The 17539-nt window shown below is 56.3% G+C and carries 23 protein-coding genes; 1 reads left to right on the plus strand and 22 read right to left on the minus strand.

Going from position 1 to position 17539, the window contains the following annotated elements:
• Positions 1–7 precede the first annotated feature (7 nt).
• The 21 genes from rplF to rpsL all read right to left on the minus strand — a co-directional run bounded on the left by rplF (position 8) and on the right by rpsL (position 12129).
• Positions 8–541 (minus strand): 50S ribosomal protein L6, encoded by a 534-nt coding sequence (gene rplF / locus FHS21_RS00740; protein ID WP_112526911.1) that lies wholly within the window; start codon positions 539–541, stop codon positions 8–10.
• A 25-nt stretch (positions 542–566) separates the two neighbouring features.
• Complete coding sequence (rpsH, locus tag FHS21_RS00745) at positions 567–965, minus strand: 30S ribosomal protein S8 (protein ID WP_106716801.1); 399 nt, start codon at positions 963–965, stop codon at positions 567–569.
• A gap of 12 nt (positions 966–977) precedes the next feature.
• Entirely contained in the window at positions 978–1283 is a 306-nt protein-coding gene (gene rpsN / locus FHS21_RS00750) for a 30S ribosomal protein S14 (protein WP_106716802.1), read from the minus strand.
• A gap of 25 nt (positions 1284–1308) precedes the next feature.
• Positions 1309–1866 (minus strand): 50S ribosomal protein L5, encoded by a 558-nt coding sequence (gene rplE / locus FHS21_RS00755; RefSeq protein WP_112526909.1) that lies wholly within the window; start codon positions 1864–1866, stop codon positions 1309–1311.
• Complete coding sequence (gene rplX, locus FHS21_RS00760; RefSeq protein WP_106716804.1) at positions 1859–2170, minus strand: 50S ribosomal protein L24; 312 nt, start codon at positions 2168–2170, stop codon at positions 1859–1861. The genes rplE and rplX overlap by 8 nt, the downstream gene beginning before the upstream one ends.
• A gap of 10 nt (positions 2171–2180) precedes the next feature.
• Positions 2181–2549, minus strand: a complete 369-nt coding sequence (rplN, locus tag FHS21_RS00765) for a 50S ribosomal protein L14 (RefSeq protein ID WP_008124924.1) — start codon at positions 2547–2549, stop codon at positions 2181–2183.
• Positions 2550–2633: 84 nt separating this feature from the next.
• Positions 2634–2876, minus strand: coding sequence for a 30S ribosomal protein S17 (gene rpsQ, locus FHS21_RS00770; RefSeq protein ID WP_112526907.1), 243 nt, complete (start codon positions 2874–2876; stop codon positions 2634–2636).
• 11 nt (positions 2877–2887) lie between these two features.
• The gene (rpmC, locus tag FHS21_RS00775) at positions 2888–3088 is read right to left on the minus strand and encodes a 50S ribosomal protein L29 (RefSeq protein ID WP_008124920.1); all 201 of its coding nucleotides are present in this window, start codon (positions 3086–3088) and stop codon (positions 2888–2890) included.
• Between the two features lie 12 nt (positions 3089–3100).
• On the minus strand, positions 3101–3514 hold the full coding sequence (rplP, locus tag FHS21_RS00780; RefSeq protein WP_106716806.1) for a 50S ribosomal protein L16: 414 nt from the start codon (positions 3512–3514) through the stop codon (positions 3101–3103).
• Between the two features lie 40 nt (positions 3515–3554).
• Positions 3555–4265 (minus strand): 30S ribosomal protein S3, encoded by a 711-nt coding sequence (rpsC, locus tag FHS21_RS00785; RefSeq protein ID WP_112526905.1) that lies wholly within the window; start codon positions 4263–4265, stop codon positions 3555–3557.
• Positions 4265–4654, minus strand: coding sequence for a 50S ribosomal protein L22 (gene rplV, locus FHS21_RS00790; RefSeq protein WP_112526903.1), 390 nt, complete (start codon positions 4652–4654; stop codon positions 4265–4267). Before rplV ends, rpsC begins: the two co-directional genes overlap by 1 nt.
• A 2-nt stretch (positions 4655–4656) precedes the next feature.
• On the minus strand, positions 4657–4935 hold the full coding sequence (rpsS, locus tag FHS21_RS00795; protein WP_008124912.1) for a 30S ribosomal protein S19: 279 nt from the start codon (positions 4933–4935) through the stop codon (positions 4657–4659).
• A gap of 15 nt (positions 4936–4950) precedes the next feature.
• On the minus strand, positions 4951–5784 hold the full coding sequence (gene rplB / locus FHS21_RS00800) for a 50S ribosomal protein L2 (protein WP_112526901.1): 834 nt from the start codon (positions 5782–5784) through the stop codon (positions 4951–4953).
• Positions 5785–5804: 20 nt separating this feature from the next.
• Positions 5805–6098 (minus strand): 50S ribosomal protein L23, encoded by a 294-nt coding sequence (locus FHS21_RS00805; RefSeq protein ID WP_106716810.1) that lies wholly within the window; start codon positions 6096–6098, stop codon positions 5805–5807.
• Positions 6095–6715, minus strand: coding sequence for a 50S ribosomal protein L4 (gene rplD / locus FHS21_RS00810; protein WP_183660779.1), 621 nt, complete (start codon positions 6713–6715; stop codon positions 6095–6097). Before rplD ends, FHS21_RS00805 begins: the two co-directional genes overlap by 4 nt.
• Positions 6715–7467: a 50S ribosomal protein L3 gene (gene rplC / locus FHS21_RS00815; protein ID WP_112526897.1), complete on the minus strand. Its 753-nt coding sequence runs from the start codon at positions 7465–7467 to the stop codon at positions 6715–6717. The genes rplD and rplC overlap by 1 nt, the downstream gene beginning before the upstream one ends.
• A gap of 25 nt (positions 7468–7492) precedes the next feature.
• The gene (gene rpsJ / locus FHS21_RS00820; RefSeq protein ID WP_008124902.1) at positions 7493–7801 is read right to left on the minus strand and encodes a 30S ribosomal protein S10; all 309 of its coding nucleotides are present in this window, start codon (positions 7799–7801) and stop codon (positions 7493–7495) included.
• Positions 7802–7864: 63 nt separating this feature from the next.
• Entirely contained in the window at positions 7865–9040 is a 1176-nt protein-coding gene (gene tuf / locus FHS21_RS00825) for an elongation factor Tu (RefSeq protein ID WP_114429373.1), read from the minus strand.
• A 65-nt stretch (positions 9041–9105) separates the two neighbouring features.
• A complete protein-coding gene (fusA, locus tag FHS21_RS00830) occupies positions 9106–11193 on the minus strand; it encodes an elongation factor G (RefSeq protein WP_112531263.1) in 2088 nt (695 codons plus the stop codon).
• A 33-nt stretch (positions 11194–11226) separates the two neighbouring features.
• Entirely contained in the window at positions 11227–11697 is a 471-nt protein-coding gene (gene rpsG, locus FHS21_RS00835) for a 30S ribosomal protein S7 (protein ID WP_099999168.1), read from the minus strand.
• Positions 11698–11757: 60 nt separating this feature from the next.
• The gene (gene rpsL / locus FHS21_RS00840) at positions 11758–12129 is read right to left on the minus strand and encodes a 30S ribosomal protein S12 (RefSeq protein WP_008121760.1); all 372 of its coding nucleotides are present in this window, start codon (positions 12127–12129) and stop codon (positions 11758–11760) included.
• A 499-nt stretch (positions 12130–12628) separates the two neighbouring features.
• On the opposite strand from rpsL, the gene FHS21_RS00845 reads away from it, so the two are divergent.
• The gene (locus FHS21_RS00845; RefSeq protein WP_112531265.1) at positions 12629–12910 is read left to right on the plus strand and encodes a hypothetical protein; all 282 of its coding nucleotides are present in this window, start codon (positions 12629–12631) and stop codon (positions 12908–12910) included.
• 344 nt (positions 12911–13254) lie between these two features.
• Here FHS21_RS00845 and rpoC read toward each other — a convergent pair whose 3' ends face one another.
• Positions 13255–17463: a DNA-directed RNA polymerase subunit beta' gene (rpoC, locus tag FHS21_RS00850; RefSeq protein ID WP_112531266.1), complete on the minus strand. Its 4209-nt coding sequence runs from the start codon at positions 17461–17463 to the stop codon at positions 13255–13257.
• Positions 17464–17539 lie beyond the last annotated feature (76 nt).

Genomic DNA, 17539 nt, shown 5'->3' on the forward strand with positions numbered 1-17539 from the left:
GAATTCCTTACTTCTTCTTACCTTCTTTACGAACGATCTTCTCGCCCGCATATTTCACGCCCTTGCCCTTGTAAGGCTCTGGGCTCCGATATTCGCGAATCTCGGCTGCGACCTGGCCAACCTGCTGCTTGTCGATACCGGTCACGACGATTTCCGTCGGCTTCGGTACGGCAACAGTGATGCCTTCCGGCACCTTGTAGACAACTTCATGGCTGAAGCCGAGCGACAGCTGCAGGTTCTTGCCCTGCATTGCCGCACGATAGCCGACGCCGCTGATTTCGAGGCGCTTTTCGAAGCCGTCCTTAACACCTGTGAAGATGTTGACGACCATGGTGCGGCTCATGCCCCACTTCGAACGAGCAACCTTGGTGTTGTCACGCGGATTAACGCTGACAGCACCGTCTTCGAACTTGACTACAACATCGTCGTTGGCGACGAAGCTGAGTTCACCCTTCGGGCCTTTGGCCTTGATGGTCTGGCCGTCTACGCTGGCTGTTACGCCTTGCGGGACTGCCACTGGTTTTTTACCGATACGAGACATTTTTCAAACCTTTTCAAGCCGGTGCTTAGAATATACGGCAGAGCAGTTCGCCGCCGACATTCTGTTCACGTGCCTCGTGGTCTGCCATGACGCCCTTCGGCGTCGACAGGATCGAAATACCAAGTCCGTTCGCGACCTGCGGGATCGACTTGACCGAAACGTAAACGCGACGGCCAGGCTTCGAAATACGGGTGATCTCGCGGATCACCGGCACGTTCTCAAAATACTTCAGTTCAATTTCGATCTCGGACTTGCCGTTGTCGAAATCAACCTGGCTGTATCCGCGGATATAGCCTTCAGCCTGAAGAACATCCAGAACGCGGGCGCGCAGCTTGGAGGCCGGGGTCGAAACCTTGCCCTTCTTGCGCATGGTTGCGTTACGGATACGGGTCAGCATATCGCCGAGAGGATCTGTCATAGACATCTGTCTTCTCCCTTACCAGCTCGACTTCACGATGCCAGGCACCTGGCCGAGCGAACCCAGCTGGCGCAATGCGATACGCGACATTTTGATCTTGCGGTAATAACCGCGCGGACGGCCCGAAACTTCGCAACGGTTGCGAATACGAACCTTGGCGGAATTGCGTGGCAGCTCTGCCAGCTGGATGGTGGCGCGGAAGCGCTCATCCAGAGGAAGCGACTGATTCATCACGACAGCCTTCAGGCGCGAACGCTTTGCAGCGAAACGCTTTACCAGAAGACCGCGGCGCTTGTTCTTTTCGACTGCGCTCGTCTTTGCCATTTCAAATACCTCGCTACGCTTGCCGTTACTGGCGGAAAGGGAAGTTGAAGGCGCGCAGGAGAGCGCGTGCTTCATCATCCGTTTTTGCAGTCGTACAAACGATGATGTCCATGCCCCAGATCTGATCAACCTTGTCGTAGTTGATTTCCGGGAACACAATGTGCTCCTTGATGCCCATGGCGAAGTTGCCACGACCGTCAAAGCTCTTCGGGTTCAGACCGCGGAAATCTCGAACGCGCGGGAGCGCGATGTTGATCAGGCGATCGATGAATTCATACATGCGCTCTTTGCGAAGGGTGACCTTCGTTCCGATCGGCATATTCTCACGAACCTTGAAGGTTGCGATCGAATTGCGCGCACGGGTAATAACCGCCTTCTGGCCGGCAATCAATGCCAGATCTTCAGCTGCGACAGTTGGCTTCTTGGAGTCGGCAGTTGCCTCGCCCACACCCATGTTGAGAACAACTTTGGTGATGCGCGGGATCTGCATCTCGTTGTCGTATTTGAACTCCTCGAGAAGCGCCTTACGTACCACTTCCAGGTACTGCTTCTTCAGACGGGGTTCGATCTTTGCATCAGCCATCGATCAGATCTCCTGAACGCTTTGCTACACGTACCTTCTTGCCGTCCTCGAGGATCTTGAAGCCAACGCGGGTCGGCTTTCCATCCTTGTCGGCGATAGCAATGTTCGACAGATGGAGCGGCGCTTCTTTCGAAATGATGCCGGCTTCCTGGGTCTGTGTCTGCTTCTGGTGACGCTTTACAAGATTAACGCCGCGAACGAGCGCCTGCTCGTCCTTCGGCAAAACTTTGATTACTTCGCCGGTACGGCCCTTGTCCTTACCAGCTAGAACGACAACGCGGTCGCCTTTACGGATCTTCTGCATCGTCTGCTCCTTACAATACTTCTGGAGCCAGCGAGATGATCTTCATGTGGCTCTTTGCGCGAAGTTCGCGCGGAACCGGTCCGAAGATACGGGTGCCGATAGGCTCTTTCTTGTTGTCGATCAGGACAGCAGCGTTCTTGTCGAAACGAATAACGCTACCATCTGCGCGACGGATGTCCTTGGCGGTACGAACAACCACCGCCTTCATCACGTCACCCTTTTTCACACGGCCGCGCGGAATTGCTTCCTTGATCGAAACGACAATAATGTCGCCGACCGAAGCATATTTCCGCTTCGAACCGCCCAGCACCTTGATGCACATGACACGACGTGCGCCGGAATTATCCGCGACGTCGAGGTTTGTTTGCATCTGAATCATGACTAGCCGCCTTCTTCTTGTTCAACCGGACTGGGCTTTCCTTGCCCCTCGCGATTGCTGCGTCTTACATACAGATCGTTAGTATTAAGTTGCGGGGGCGTCGGTTACGACAACCCAGCATTTGTCTTTCGAAATCGGCTTGGATTCCTCGATGGAAACCATATCGCCAACCTTGAACTGGTTGCTCTCATCGTGCGCCTTGTACTTCTTGGACTGGCGCACAGTCTTCTGGAGGAGCGGGTGCGAATAGCGCCGCTCGACCTTGACCACAACGGTCTTGTCGTTTTTGTCGCTCACGACAACGCCCTGCAGAATGCGTTTAGGCATGGTTTTCTTCCTTAAGCCTTGCTCTCGACCGCTTTTTGGCGGGCGACAGTCTTGATGCGCGCAATATCACGGCGGATCTGCCGGACGCGAGCGGTTTTTTCCAACTGGCCGGTTGCCTTCTGGAAGCGCAGGTTGAACTGCTCTTTCTTCAGGGAACCCAACTCTTCATTCAACTGATCGAGGCTCAAGGCCCGAACTTCTGCGGATTTCATAACATCCACCCCTTATTCTGCGATGCGCTGAATAAAGCGCGTCTTGACCGAAAGCTTGGCCGCTCCGAGACGGAGGGCTTCACGAGCAGTTTCTTCCGAAACGCCGTCGAGCTCGAACATGACACGGCCTGGTGCGACACGGGATGCCCAATAGTCAACCGAACCCTTACCTTTACCCATGCGGACTTCAGTAGGCTTCGATGTGACCGGCACATCCGGGAAAATCCGGATCCACACACGACCGGCACGTTTCATGTGACGGGTAATTGCACGGCGAGCGGCTTCGATCTCACGCGCGGTAACGCGGTTCGGCTCGAGGGCCTTCAGGCCGAAAGCACCAAAATTAAGGTCCGTGCCGCCTTTCGATGCGCCGTGGATACGGCCCTTGAACTGCTTGCGGAACTTTGTGCGCTTAGGCTGCAGCATTGTTCTCTACTCCAAAATTCTCGTTTCCGAAAGACGCTATTTAAGCGTTTTCGCGGCGACGGCCCGAACCCTGATGGCTGGCATCACCTTCAACAGCGCGGCGTTCGGAAGCCATTGGATCATGCTCAAGGATTTCGCCCTTGAAGACCCAGACCTTGACGCCGCAAATGCCGTAGGCAGTGTGTGCTTCAGCAGTTCCGTAATCGATATCGGCACGAAGGGTATGCAAAGGCACGCGGCCTTCACGGTACCATTCCATACGCGCAATTTCCGCGCCGCCGAGACGGCCCGAACAATTGATACGAATGCCTTCTGCACCAAGACGCATTGCCGACTGAACGGCACGCTTCATGGCACGGCGGAAAGCAACACGACGTTCCAGCTGCTGCGCGATCGACTGCGCAACGAGAACTGCGTCTGTTTCCGGCTTGCGGACTTCAACGATATTGAGCGTTGTGTCACCATTTGTCATTTCTGACAGCTTGCGGCGCAACTTCTCGATATCGGCGCCCTTCTTGCCGATGATCAGACCCGGACGCGCAGCATGGATCGTGACGCGGCACTTCTTGTGCGGACGCTCGATCACCACCTTGGAGATGGCTGCCTGCTTCAGTTCGTCCATCAGATACTTGCGGATCTTCAGGTCTTCATGCAGCAGCTTGCCGTATTCACCGGTGTTCGCGTACCAACGCGAGTCCCAGGTGCGGTTGATGCCGAGGCGGAAGCCAATCGGATTAATCTTCTGGCCCATTATGCGGCCTCCCCTTTTTCCTCAGCTTCGCGAACGACGATCGTCAGATGCGAGAATGGCTTCTCGATCCGGCTTGCACGACCGCGACCACGAACATGGAAGCGCTTCATCACGACTGACTTGCCTACATAGGCTTCAGCAACAACCAGCGTATCAACATCCAGGTCGTGGTTGTTTTCTGCGTTGGCGATAGCCGATTCGAGAGTCTTTTTCACCGTGCCTGCAATGCGCTTGCGCGAAAATTCCAGGTCGGCAAGAGCGGCGTTAACCTTCTTGCCACGGATAAGAGCAGCCACCAGATTAAGCTTCTGAGGGCTGATGCGGAGCGTGCGGGCAACGGCTTTCGCCTCGTTGTCCTTAAGCTGGCGCGGAGCCTTAGCCTTGCCCATCGTTATTTCCTCTTCGCTTTCTTGTCCGCGCCGTGCCCGTAATAGGTACGCGTCGGAGCGAATTCACCAAACTTGTGTCCGATCATCTCTTCGTTGACCGAAACCGGAACATGCTTGTTACCGTTGTACACGCCGAAGGTCAGACCGACGAACTGCGGCAGGATCGTGGAGCGACGGCTCCAGATCTTGATAACTTCACTGCGACCGCCCTCACGTACCTTCTCAGCCTTCTTGAGAAGATAGCCATCGATGAACGGGCCTTTCCAAACTGAACGAGCCATTTCAGACTACCTCTCTTACTTCTTGCGCTGATGACGCGAACGAGCGATGAACTTGTCCGTCGACTTATTGGAGCGCGTCTTCTTGCCCTTCGTGGGTTTGCCCCACGGAGTAACCGGATGACGTCCGCCAGACGTACGGCCTTCACCACCACCGTGGGGGTGATCGACCGGGTTCATGGTAACACCACGATTGTGCGGCATCCGGCCAAGCCAACGGCTGCGACCTGCCTTACCAAGGTTGATGTTGCCATGGTCAGGGTTCGATACCGCACCGACCGTCGCAAAGCACGAACCGTGGACGAGACGCTGTTCACCTGAGTTCAGGCGAAGGATTGCCATGCCCTGATCGCGGCCGACGAGCTGCGCATAGGTACCGGCGGAGCGAGCGATCTGACCGCCCTTGCCTGGCTTCATCTCTACATTGTGGATGATGGTGCCGACCGGCATTGCCTGCAGCGGCATCGCATTGCCTGGCTTCACGTCCGTTTGTGCGCCAGCAATAACGCTATCGCCAACGGCCAGACGCTGCGGCGCCAGGATGTAGCTCAGCTCACCGTCTTCGTAGCGGATGAGCGCGATGAATGCGGTCCGGTTCGGATCGTATTCAAGCCGCTCGACCTTGGCAGCCACGTCATGCTTGCGACGCTTGAAGTCAACGAAGCGGTATGTGCGCTTGTGCCCGCCACCCTGGAAACGCACGGTAATGCGACCGGTGTTGTTACGACCACCCTTCGACGACAGACCTTCGGTCAAAGCCTTGACAGGCTTGCCCTTGTAAAGCTCCGAACGGTCCACGATGACCAGCTGACGCTGGCTTGGTGTGGTTGGATTATAATGTTTGAGTGCCATTGTCTTTACTCCACGGCCCCTCAGAGACCAGTCGAAACATCGATCGACTGCCCTTCGGCAAGCGTCACGACTGCTTTCTTGACATCACTCTGGCGCCCGACGATGCCGCGGAACCGCTTCACCTTGCCTTTGCGCACAGCTGTATTGACTGCAGTAACCTTCACGCGAAACAGCGCTTCGACTGCGGCCTTGATTTCCGGCTTCGTTGCCTTCTTGGCTACGTTGAAGACGACCTGGTTATGTTCGGAAACCAGGGTCGACTTCTCGGTGATGACCGGGCTGACGATCACGTCGTAGTGGCGAAGATCAGTCATTTGAAACGCTCCTCGAGAGCTTCAACTGCTGCCTTGGAAAGCACGAGCTTGCCACGACGCAGGATGTCGTAAACATTGATGCCCTGAATTGGCAGAACATCGATGTTCGGGATGTTCGAAGCGGCACGGCGGAAATTCGCATCGATCTCGGCACCGCCGATGAGAAGCGCATTTTCGAGGCCAAGCTTGGCGAACTGCGAAACAAGTACCTTGGTCTTGGCTTCGGCCGACAGAAGATCATCGACGATGATCAGGTCGGAAGCCTTTACCTTGGTGGACAGGGCATGACGAAGTGCAAGTGCGCGCACCTTCTTCGGCAGGTCATGATCGTGGCTGTGAACAACCGGACCGTGAGCCTTGCCACCGCCGCGGAACTGCGGAGCACGTGCCGAATGGTGACGGGCGCGGCCCGTACCCTTCTGCTTGTACATCTTGGCGCCGGTCCGTGCGATTTCCGAACGGCCCTTTGCCTTGTGCGTGCCCTGCTGCTTGCGAGCAAGCTGGTAACGGACCATGCGCTGAAGGATATCGTCGCGCGGCTCAAGACCGAAAATCTCCTCGGAGAGTTTCACCTTGCCGGCTTCTTTGCCTTCAAGTGTTGTGATCGAAAGGTCCATTATTCGGCTCCCTCGGTTGCCTGTGCGACTTCTGCATCAGACACGGCTGCTTCAATGTTTGCGCCCTCGTCGACTGCAAGCGCCCGGAGACCAGCTGGCTTGGGAGCATTGTCCGGCAGCGCTTCCTTGACGGCATCGCGTACCAGTATCCATGCACCCTTGGAACCTGGAACAGCACCACGAACCAGAATAAGGCCACGATCGAGGTCCGTCGAAACGACTTCGATGTTCTGTGTGGTGATACGGGTCGAACCCATATGACCAGCCATCTTCTTGCCCTTGAACACCTTGCCCGGATCCTGACGCTGACCGGTAGAACCGTGAGCGCGGTGGGTGACCGAGTTACCGTGCGTTGCGCGGTGACCGCCGAAGTTGTGGCGCTTCATGGAACCGGCAAAACCCTTGCCGATAGAAGTACCAGTCACATCGACCTTCTGGCCGGCAACGTAATGTTCGGCTGTGATCTCAACGCCGACATCAAGAAGATTGTCGACAGAGACGCGGAATTCCGCGACTTTAGCCTTTGGCTCGACTGAAGCCGTCGCGAAGTGACCGCGCAAGCTCTTCGTCGTATTCTTTACCTTGGCCAGACCTACACCGAGCTGAACGGCAGTGTAGCCATTCTTCTCGACTGTACGCTGAGCCACAACCTGACAATTCTCCATCCGGAGTACTGTCACCGGCACATGCTCACCTGCGTCGTTGTAGACGCGAGTCATGCCCAGCTTCTGTGCAATTACACCTGAACGCATCGGTTCGTCCTTCCGTCCTCAAGCCTTACAGCTTGATCTCGACATCAACACCAGCGGAAAGATCGAGCTTCATCAGCGCGTCAACAGTCTGCGGGGTTGGGTCTACGATATCGAGAAGACGCTTATGAGTGCGCATCTCGAACTGTTCGCGGCTTTTCTTGTCGATATGCGGCGAGCGGTTAACCGTGAACTTCTCGATCCGCGTAGGAAGCGGGATCGGTCCGCGCACATTGGCACCGGTACGCTTGGCAGTCGACACGATCTCCCGCGTCGAATCGTCAAGGATCCGATGATCAAACGCCTTGAGGCGAATGCGGATGTTTTGACCGTTCATTTCATCTTTTCCTTGTTTAGCGGCGACGCCTTGTAACAGGCGCCGTCCGCATAAAACCTTAAATTACTCAATGATCGACGAGACGATGCCTGCACCGACGGTGCGGCCACCTTCACGGATAGCGAAGCGCAGCTTCTCTTCCATGGCGATCGGCACGATCAGCGTCACATCAACTGCGATGTTGTCGCCGGGCATGACCATTTCCGTGCCTTCCGGCAAAGTCACAACACCCGTCACGTCGGTCGTGCGGAAGTAGAACTGCGGACGGTAGTTGGAGAAGAATGGCGTGTGACGGCCACCTTCGTCCTTCGTCAGGATATAGGCTTCTGCCTTGAACTTGGTGTGCGGCTTGACCGAACCTGGCTTGGCAAGGATCTGGCCGCGCTCGACGTCTTCACGGCCAACGCCGCGGATCAGCGCACCGATGTTGTCGCCGGCCTGGCCCTGGTCGAGCAGCTTGCGGAACATCTCGACGCCGGTCACCGTCGTCTTCGTCGTCGGCTTGATGCCGATGATCTCGACTTCTTCACCAACCTTGACGATACCGCGTTCAACGCGGCCCGTTACAACCGTACCACGGCCGGAGATCGAGAAAACGTCTTCGATCGGCATCAGGAACGGCAGGTTGATCGGACGCTCTGGCGTCGGAATGTACTTGTCGACTTCCGCCATCAAGGCACGGACGGCGTCTTCGCCGATTTCCTTGTTTGAGTCTTCAAGCGCAGCCAGAGCCGAACCCTTGACGATCGGAATGTCGTCGCCCGGGAAATCGTACTTCGACAGAAGCTCGCGTACTTCGAGCTCGACGAGTTCGAGAAGTTCGGCATCGTCAACCTGGTCGACCTTGTTCAGGAACACGACGATCGCCGGAACGCCAACCTGACGGGCAAGCAGGATGTGCTCGCGGGTCTGCGGCATCGGGCCGTCGGCAGCCGAAACGACCAGGATCGCGCCATCCATCTGTGCCGCGCCGGTGATCATGTTCTTCACATAGTCGGCGTGGCCGGGGCAATCGACGTGCGCATAGTGACGGGCTGGCGTCTCATATTCGACGTGTGCCGTCGAAATGGTGATGCCGCGCGCCTTTTCTTCCGGCGCTGCGTCAATCTGGTCGTACGGCTTGTACTCACCGAAATACTTCGTAATCGCTGCCGTCAACGACGTCTTGCCATGGTCAACGTGACCAATCGTGCCAATGTTGACGTGCGGCTTGTTACGTTCAAACTTGCTCTTAGCCATCTGAGCTCTCCGTTAACTGTTCGCCTGCTCAGGCTTTACTTCAACTGTCACGCGCAACCTTATGGTTACGCAAACTTCTTCTGAATTTCCTGCGCGACTGCTGCCGGTACAGGTTCATAGTGATCGAACTGCATGGTGTACTGTGCACGTCCCTGGCTCATCGAACGCAGGTTGCTCACATAACCGAACATGTTGGCCAGCGGCACCTGTGCATTGATGACGGTCGCAATACCACGCGGCTCCGTACCGAGGATCTGACCACGACGTGAGTTCAGATCGCCAATCACGTCACCGACGTAATCTTCAGGCGTAACGACTTCGACCTTCATGATCGGCTCGAGCAGCTGGGCACCAGCCTTCTGCGCACCTTCGCGGAACGCAGCGCGAGCTGCGATTTCGAAGGCGAGAACCGACGAGTCCACATCATGGTATGCACCGTCGATCAGCGTGGCTTTCACGCCGAGCATCGGGAAGCCTGCGAGCGGACCCGCACCCATGACGCTCTGGATACCCTTTTCAACACCCGGGATGTACTCCTTCGGAATAGCACCACCGACAATCTTCGATTCGAAGATGAAATCGTCGCCGTCATGCGGCTCGAAGATAACCTTGATACGGGCGAACTGACCCGAACCACCGGACTGCTTCTTGTGGGTGTAGTCGATCTCGGCCTTGCGGGTGATCGATTCACGGTAGGCAACCTGGGGGCTACCTGTATTTGCCTCGACCTTGAACTCGCGACGCATACGATCAACGAGAATGTCAAGATGAAGTTCGCCCATGCCCGAGATGATGGTCTGGCCGGATTCTTCGTCAGTGCGGACGCGGAACGAAGGATCTTCAGCAGCAAGACGATTAAGCGCGAGGCCCATCTTTTCCTGGTCGGCCTTGGTTTTTGGCTCTACCGAGATCGAGATAACCGGCTCGGGGAATACCATGCGCTCAAGGATAACCGGCTTCAACGGATCGCAAAGCGTATCACCCGTTGTGGTTTCCTTGAGGCCTGCGAGAGCAACGATGTCGCCGGCAAAGGCTTCTTCGATGTCTTCACGCGAGTTGGAATGCATCTGCAGCATGCGGCCGATACGTTCGCGTTTTTCCTTGACCGTATTGTCGAGCGAAATGCCCTTGGTCAGCTTGCCGGAATAGATGCGGCAGAAGGTCAGCGAGCCAACGAACGGATCGTTCATGATCTTGAAGGCGAGCATGGAAAGCGGCTCGTCGTCGGAAGACTTGCGGGTCGTTTCCGCATCGGTCTTCGGATCGATGCCCTTGATGGCGGGAACGTCTACCGGCGAAGGCAGATATTCAACAACACCGTCAAGCAAAGGCTGTACGCCCTTGTTCTTGAATGCCGAACCGCAGAATACCGGATGGAACTCAACGCGGCATGTGCCGATGCGGATCAGAGCGCGCAGAGCGTCATTGTCCGGCATGTTGCCTTCGAGGTAGGCTTCTGTTGCGGCTTCATCGACTTCTACGGCAGTCTCGATCAGCTTTTCGCGATATTCTTCAGCCTGGTCCTTGAGATCGGCAGGGATTTCAACAACGTCCCACTGTGCGCCGAGCTGTTCGTCGCGCCAGACAAGTGCCTTCATCTCGATGAGATCGACAACGCCCTTGAACTCTGTCTCGGCGCCGATCGGCAGCTGCATGACGAGAGCCTTGGCACCAAGACGGGTCTTGACCATCTCGACGCAGCGATAGAAATCGGCACCGGTCTTGTCCATCTTGTTGACGAAGATCATGCGCGGAACATGATACTTCTCGGCCTGACGCCAGACAGTTTCAGTCTGCGGCTCAACACCGGCATTGGCATCGAGAAGCGCAATCGCGCCGTCGAGAACGCGCAGCGAACGCTCTACTTCAATGGTGAAGTCGACGTGGCCAGGCGTATCGATGATGTTGAAACGGCGCATCTTGCCGTCACGGCCCTTCCAGAAAGTGGTGGTGGCAGCGGACGTGATCGTGATGCCACGCTCCTGCTCCTGCTCCATCCAGTCCATGGTTGCGGCGCCATCGTGGACTTCACCGATCTTGTGCGACTTGCCGGTGTAATAAAGAATACGCTCGGTAGTCGTGGTCTTGCCGGCGTCGATGTGCGCCATGATACCGAAATTCCGGTAGTCTTCGATTTTATATTCGCGAGCCATGATATGGTGCCTCTAGGACTAATGTTTTCGCAATTACCAGCGGTAATGCGAGAATGCGCGGTTGGCTTCTGCCATGCGATGCGTGTCTTCACGCTTCTTCACAGCCGAGCCGCGGTTGTTTGCAGCATCGAGAAGTTCACCGGACAGGCGATCAATCATCGTCGTCTCATTACGGCCGCGTGCTGCATTGATCAGCCAGCGGATGGCAAGAGCCTGACGGCGCTCCGGACGAACGTCGACCGGAACCTGATACGTTGCACCACCAACGCGGCGCGAACGAACTTCAACGTGCGGCGCTACATTGTCGAGAGCCTGATGGAACAGGGCAACCGGCTCCTGCTTGCTCTTGCTCTCAACTGACTCCAGCGCACCGTAAACGATACGCTCAGCAATCGACTTCTTGCCATGATGCATGACTGCATTCATGAACTTGGTCAGAACGAGATCGCCGAACTTAGGATCCGGATTGATCTCACGCTTTTCTGCACTATGGCGTCTGGACATATTCTTTGTCTCTTATCTGCATCGGGTTGACCTACCTGGTGGCCAAAGTCCCGGAAAATCTTACTTCGGACGCTTCGCACCGTACTTGGAACGGCGCTGCTTGCGGTTCTTGACGCCCTGGGTATCCAGAACACCACGGATGATGTGATAACGAACACCCGGCAAATCCTTTACACGGCCGCCGCGGATCATCACGACAGAGTGTTCCTGAAGGTTATGCCCCTCACCCGGAATATATCCGATGACTTCAAATCCGTTCGTCAGACGCACCTTGGCGACCTTACGCAGAGCCGAGTTCGGCTTCTTCGGGGTCGTCGTGTAGACGCGAGTGCAAACGCCGCGCTTCTGCGGGTTTTCCTGCAGAGCAGGGACTTTATTGCGCTTGACCGGCGCAGTGCGCGGCTTGCGGATCAACTGGTTTACGGTAGGCATTCAACCTTCCCTCTTTGTAATGCGTATCAAAGCGCTAGCGCTTTGGCACAAATCTCGTATCTTCGCCCGTCAGGGCCGTTTCAGCGCCATGCTCATGCACGAATTCGGGCAACTAAACCACCGCAAGGGTGGTTGCCCGAATAAAAGCAGAGGAAGCCCTAAAGGCCTCATGCGAGCGGCAAATTGCATTTCGATCGTAAAACGAACCCTGTTTGAGATGAACTCCAGAGCGTGTCGCTCCGAAACGGCCAATCTCACATCGGCTCAGATGGGCTGCTGATACTGTGTCCCCGGGCTTTCGTCAAGCCTGAAGCCACAATATTATTAAGGTTTGCAGCGTTTGCAGGCTCTTGCGGGCCTGAATGTAAGATAGTTTCGCCGGACGTGCATTATTTCAAGCAATATTTCGTATCTTGCACAGGGATTTCGTGGCGTTCGGTGACTTGGCGCGCCCATTTGTCTATTCTGGACGTCAATTCGCAGAATCAGGAACATTTCAATGTCTTCATCACCAGCCGAGTCGAAAACAGTGCATCTCATCGTTGCGGATGTCTGGAAGGACAAGGACGACGAGCCTCGCCAGGTTCACCTGCTGCTGATGAACGACGATGCCGACGGGCTGGTAGAACTGGCGCTGAAAATTCTCGCCAATTCCGGCTACGAGGAAGCCGAGCTCCTGGAGATCGGTACCTTGACCGAAGCGCCCGAAGAAGAACCCCACCTTTCCGCCTGGAAGACCGCCCTCACCGGCCAGGCGGCGCTGATCGAGTTCAACGAGTAGGGATTTGGCTTCTCGTCATACGTTCAATTACGTCTGGTGCAGCCTGCGGTTGAGTTGATGGCATGCCACACCAGCTCTATGAGCCTCGGCGGATGACGCACAATTGAGCTCTGCACCGAAGGGTTTGATTTTTGGATAACCCACATCGATCCCCGCAAGGTTTTCGCACGAGAAGACTCAAATCTCACATAAGAACCGCCGAAACCTCCACAAGAAATGGCGAATCTGGCGCAAGAATTTCCACTCTTAGTAGAATTTTAGTTGTGCTCGATTGAGACCCCGCATGAAAAAGGCCGCCGCGGATTGCTCCGCGGCGGCCTTTTGGTTTGGTGTTGGCTGCCAGCTTATTCGGCCGGCTGGCCTGTCATGTCCGTCAGCATCGGGCCGGCTTTCGCGGCGCTTGCTCCGGCTTCCTTGCGGCGCTCGTCGATGATCAATTCGTCGCGAGCTCCGGCAATGCGGCGGATCTGCTTGACGGTGCCGCCGGTACCTGCCGGGATCAGACGTCCAACGATGACGTTCTCCTTCAGGCCCTGCAGAGCATCCATCTTGCCAGCAACAGCGGCTTCCGTAAGGACGCGTGTTGTTTCCTGGAAGGACGCTGCCGAGATGAACGACGGGGTCTGGAGCGAGGCCTTGGTGATGCCGAGCAGCACCGGAGTGCCGTAGCCTGGCTTCTTGCCATCCTCTTCCAAACGCTCGTTAATTTCGTCCAACTCGATCCGGTCGACGTGATCGCCGGAGATGAACCCGGTGTCGCCCGACTCGGTGATCTCGACCTTCTGCAGCATCTGACGAACAATCACTTCGATGTGCTTGTCGTTGATCAGAACGCCCTGCAGACGATAGACTTCCTGGATTTCGTTGACTAGGTAGGAAGCCAAAGCCTCCACGCCCTTGATCGCCAGGATGTCGTGCGGTGCAGGATTGCCGTCGAGGATATAGTCACCCTTTTCAATGGCATCGCCATCCTGAAGATGGAAAGGCTTGCCCTTGGGGATCAGATACTCGACTGGCTCCACAGTTTCGTCGTTCGGCTCGATGACGATGCGGCGCTTGTTCTTGTAGTCGCGGCCAAAACGAACCGTACCATCGATTTCGGCGATGATAGCGTGGTCCTTCGGACGACGGGCTTCGAACAGTTCCGCAACGCGCGGCAGACCACCGGTGATGTCCTTGGTCTTGGCGCTTTCCATCGGAATACGGGCAAGAACGTCGCCCGCCTTCACATGCGAACCAGGCTCGACCGACAGGATCGATTCCACCGACAGCTGGAAGCGAGCATCGCCGCCCTTTGCCAGTTTCAGAACCTTGCCGTTCTTGTCCTTGACGACGATCGCCGGCTTCAGATCGGAGCCGCGCGGGGTCGAGCGCCAGTCGATAACCACGCGCTTCGTGATACCGGTGGACTCGTCCGTCGTTTCCGTAACCGAAAGGCCATCGACCATGTCTTCGAATTCGACATGACCTTCGACTTCCGTCATGACCGGGCGGGTATAGGGATCCCACTCGGCAACACGCTGGCCGCGCTTAACATTGTCGCCGTCATCGACGTAGATACGCGAACCGTAGGTGACGCGGTGTGTTGCGCGTTCCTTGCCAGTCGCATCCACAATGACAACAGCCATGTTGCGGCCCATGACGACCAGATGGCCATCCGAGTTGCGCACGACATTACGGTTGCGGATCTGCACCGTGCCTTCATAGCTGGCTTCAAGGAACGACTGATCGACCACCTGCGCAGTACCACCAAGGTGGAACGTACGCATCGTCAACTGCGTGCCTGGCTCACCGATGGACTGAGCAGCGATAACGCCGACAGCCTCACCCTGGTTGACCGGGGTACCACGGGCCAGATCGCGGCCGTAGCACTTGGCGCAGATGCCGCCACGGGTCTCACAGGTGAGAGCCGAACGGATGCGGATCGACTGAACACCAGCCTTTTCAATGGCATCGATATCGAACTCGTCGATGATGTTGCCACCCTTGACAAGCACGTCACCCGAAACCGGATGCAGGATGTCTTCAAGTGCCGTACGGCCAAGAACACGCTGGCCAATCGTCGCGACCACCTGGCCGGCATCGACGATCGGCTGCATGGTGAGGCCCGTTGTCGTGCCGCAATCAACCGAGATGACGATGCAATCCTGCGCGACGTCAACGAGACGGCGTGTCAGATAACCGGAGTTGGCCGTCTTCAAGGCGGTGTCGGCAAGGCCCTTACGGGCACCGTGGGTCGAGTTGAAGTACTCGTTCACGGTCAAGCCTTCCTTGAAGTTCGAAATGATAGGCGTTTCGATGATTTCGCCCGAAGGCTTGGCCATCAGACCGCGCATACCACCCAGCTGGCGCATCTGGTTCGGCGAACCACGAGCACCCGAGTGCGACATCATGTAGATCGAGTTCATCTGCTTCTGGCGGCCAGTAACAGGATCGAACTCGACGGCCTTGATGCGCGCCATCATTTCGTCGGCGACCTTCTCGGTGCACTTGCCCCAAGCGTCCACGACCTTGTTGTACTTCTCGCCCTGAGTGATCAGGCCGTCATTGTACTGCTGTTCGTATTCCGTTGCCAAAGCTTCGGTTTCAGCAACCAGCTTCGCCTTGGTTTCCGGAATGACCATGTCGTCCTTGCCGAAAGAGATACCGGCACGGCAAGCATGACCGAAGCCAAGCTGCATGATGCGATCGCAGAAAATGACCGTCTCTTTCTGTCCGCAATGGCGATAGACCGTGTCGATCATCTTGGAGATGTTCTTCTTGGTCATTTCTTGATTGCAGATGTCGAAAGGCACGTTGTGGTGCTTCGGCAGAAGCTCACCGATGATCATGCGGCCAGGAGTGGTCTCATAAATCTTCGACGTCGGTTTGCCGTCTGCATCAATGCTCTTGAAGCGGCCCTTGATCTTTGTATGCAGGGTCACTGCACCGCTGCCGATAGCGTGGTGAAGTTCGCCCATATCGGCAAAGGCCATGCCCTCGCCCGGCTCCTTCGCCGCAACGATCGACAGATAGTACAGGCCGAGGACCATGTCCTGTGACGGAACGATGACCGGCAGACCGTTTGCAGGATGCAGGATGTTGTTCGTCGACATCATCAGAACGCGGGCTTCAAGCTGCGCTTCCAGAGAAAGCGGAACGTGGACAGCCATCTGGTCGCCGTCGAAATCCGCATTGAAAGCGGTACAGACGAGCGGATGCAGCTGGATTGCCTTGCCTTCGATCAGGATGGGCTCGAACGCCTGGATGCCAAGACGATGCAGCGTCGGAGCACGGTTCAGGAGAACCGGATGCTCGCGGATGACTTCGTCGAGAATATCCCAGACTTCCGGCTTTTCCTTTTCAACCAGCTTCTTCGCCTGCTTGACGGTCGAGGAGTAACCCTTTGCGTCGAGACGGGCATAGATGAACGGCTTGAAGAGCTCGAGCGCCATCTTCTTTGGCAGACCGCACTGATGCAGCTTCAACTCCGGACCGGTCACGATAACCGAACGGCCGGAATAGTCGACGCGCTTGCCGAGAAGGTTCTGACGGAAGCGGCCCTGCTTGCCCTTGAGCATGTCGGAGAGCGACTTCAGCGGGCGCTTGTTGGCACCGGTGATGACACGGCCACGACGACCGTTGTCAAACAACGCATCAACCGATTCCTGAAGCATGCGCTTCTCGTTACGGATGATGATGCCAGGAGCGCGCAATTCGATCAGGCGCTTCAGACGGTTGTTACGGTTGATAACGCGGCGATAAAGGTCGTTGAGGTCGGACGTCGCAAAACGTCCGCCATCCAGCGGAACCAGCGGACGCAGGTCCGGCGGGATCACCGGAACGATCTTCATGATCATCCATTCCGGACGGTTACCCGATTCCAGGAAGTTCTCGACGATCTTCAGACGCTTCATGAGCTTCTTCTGCTTCAGATCGGAAGTCGTTGTTGCGAGTTCCTCACGCAGATCTCCGGCGATCTTTTCCAGATCCATCGAAGCCAGAAGTTCATGAATAGCCTCGGCACCGATCAGTGCGGTGAAGGAATCCTCACCATACTCATCGACCGCGATCATGTATTCTTCTTCCGAAAGAAGCTGATGCTCCTTCAGGGCAGTCAGGCCCGGCTCGGTCACAATATAGTTCTCGAAATAGAGAACGCGCTCGATGCCCTTCAAGGTCATGTCGAGCAATGTGCCGATACGGCTAGGCAGAGACTTCAGGAACCAGATGTGCGCAACCGGGGCTGCGAGTTCGATATGGCCCATACGCTCACGGCGAACGCGTGACAGCGTGACTTCCACACCGCACTTCTCGCAGATGATGCCCTTATATTTCATGCGCTTGTACTTGCCGCACAAGCATTCATAGTCCTTGATCGGCCCGAAGATCCGAGCACAGAAAAGACCATCCCGCTCAGGCTTGAAAGTGCGGTAGTTGATCGTCTCCGGCTTCTTGATCTCACCGTATGACCAGGACAGAATCTTCTCAGGGCTGGCGATCGATATCCGGATGGAATCGAATGCCTGCACAGGCACCTGAGGATTGAAAAGATTCATGACCTCTTGGTTCATGCCGTTTCTCCATGGGGCAAAGAGTGCCCTCTACTTGCGATGGATATCCGCCGCCGCGGTCCATCTAGATCAAATG

This window comes from Phyllobacterium trifolii (assembly GCF_014192095.1).
GTDB lineage: Bacteria > Pseudomonadota > Alphaproteobacteria > Rhizobiales > Rhizobiaceae > Phyllobacterium > Phyllobacterium trifolii.

Excerpts from the sequence above, each read along its gene's own strand:
- rplF (WP_112526911.1), bottom strand. The coding sequence starts at position 541 with ATGTCTCGTATCGGTAAAAAACCAGTGGCAGTCCCGCAAGGCGTAACA.
- rpsH (WP_106716801.1), bottom strand. The coding sequence starts at position 965 with ATGTCTATGACAGATCCTCTCGGCGATATGCTGACCCGTATCCGTAAC.
- rpsN (WP_106716802.1), bottom strand. The coding sequence starts at position 1,283 with ATGGCAAAGACGAGCGCAGTCGAAAAGAACAAGCGCCGCGGTCTTCTG.
- rplE (WP_112526909.1), bottom strand. The coding sequence starts at position 1,866 with ATGGCTGATGCAAAGATCGAACCCCGTCTGAAGAAGCAGTACCTGGAA.
- rplX (WP_106716804.1), bottom strand. The coding sequence starts at position 2,170 with ATGCAGAAGATCCGTAAAGGCGACCGCGTTGTCGTTCTAGCTGGTAAG.
- rplN (WP_008124924.1), bottom strand. The coding sequence starts at position 2,549 with ATGATTCAGATGCAAACAAACCTCGACGTCGCGGATAATTCCGGCGCA.
- rpsQ (WP_112526907.1), bottom strand. The coding sequence starts at position 2,876 with ATGCCTAAACGCATTCTGCAGGGCGTTGTCGTGAGCGACAAAAACGAC.
- rpmC (WP_008124920.1), bottom strand. The coding sequence starts at position 3,088 with ATGAAATCCGCAGAAGTTCGGGCCTTGAGCCTCGATCAGTTGAATGAA.
- rplP (WP_106716806.1), bottom strand. The coding sequence starts at position 3,514 with ATGCTGCAGCCTAAGCGCACAAAGTTCCGCAAGCAGTTCAAGGGCCGT.
- rpsC (WP_112526905.1), bottom strand. The coding sequence starts at position 4,265 with ATGGGCCAGAAGATTAATCCGATTGGCTTCCGCCTCGGCATCAACCGC.
- rplV (WP_112526903.1), bottom strand. The coding sequence starts at position 4,654 with ATGGGCAAGGCTAAGGCTCCGCGCCAGCTTAAGGACAACGAGGCGAAA.
- rpsS (WP_008124912.1), bottom strand. The coding sequence starts at position 4,935 with ATGGCTCGTTCAGTTTGGAAAGGCCCGTTCATCGATGGCTATCTTCTC.
- rplB (WP_112526901.1), bottom strand. The coding sequence starts at position 5,784 with ATGGCACTCAAACATTATAATCCAACCACACCAAGCCAGCGTCAGCTG.
- FHS21_RS00805 (WP_106716810.1), bottom strand. The coding sequence starts at position 6,098 with ATGACTGATCTTCGCCACTACGACGTGATCGTCAGCCCGGTCATCACC.
- rplD (WP_183660779.1), bottom strand. The coding sequence starts at position 6,715 with ATGGACCTTTCGATCACAACACTTGAAGGCAAAGAAGCCGGCAAGGTG.
- rplC (WP_112526897.1), bottom strand. The coding sequence starts at position 7,467 with ATGCGTTCAGGTGTAATTGCACAGAAGCTGGGCATGACTCGCGTCTAC.
- rpsJ (WP_008124902.1), bottom strand. The coding sequence starts at position 7,801 with ATGAACGGTCAAAACATCCGCATTCGCCTCAAGGCGTTTGATCATCGG.
- tuf (WP_114429373.1), bottom strand. The coding sequence starts at position 9,040 with ATGGCTAAGAGCAAGTTTGAACGTAACAAGCCGCACGTCAACATTGGC.
- fusA (WP_112531263.1), bottom strand. The coding sequence starts at position 11,193 with ATGGCTCGCGAATATAAAATCGAAGACTACCGGAATTTCGGTATCATG.
- rpsG (WP_099999168.1), bottom strand. The coding sequence starts at position 11,697 with ATGTCCAGACGCCATAGTGCAGAAAAGCGTGAGATCAATCCGGATCCT.
- rpsL (WP_008121760.1), bottom strand. The coding sequence starts at position 12,129 with ATGCCTACCGTAAACCAGTTGATCCGCAAGCCGCGCACTGCGCCGGTC.
- FHS21_RS00845 (WP_112531265.1), top strand. The coding sequence starts at position 12,629 with ATGTCTTCATCACCAGCCGAGTCGAAAACAGTGCATCTCATCGTTGCG.
- rpoC (WP_112531266.1), bottom strand. The coding sequence starts at position 17,463 with ATGAACCAAGAGGTCATGAATCTTTTCAATCCTCAGGTGCCTGTGCAG.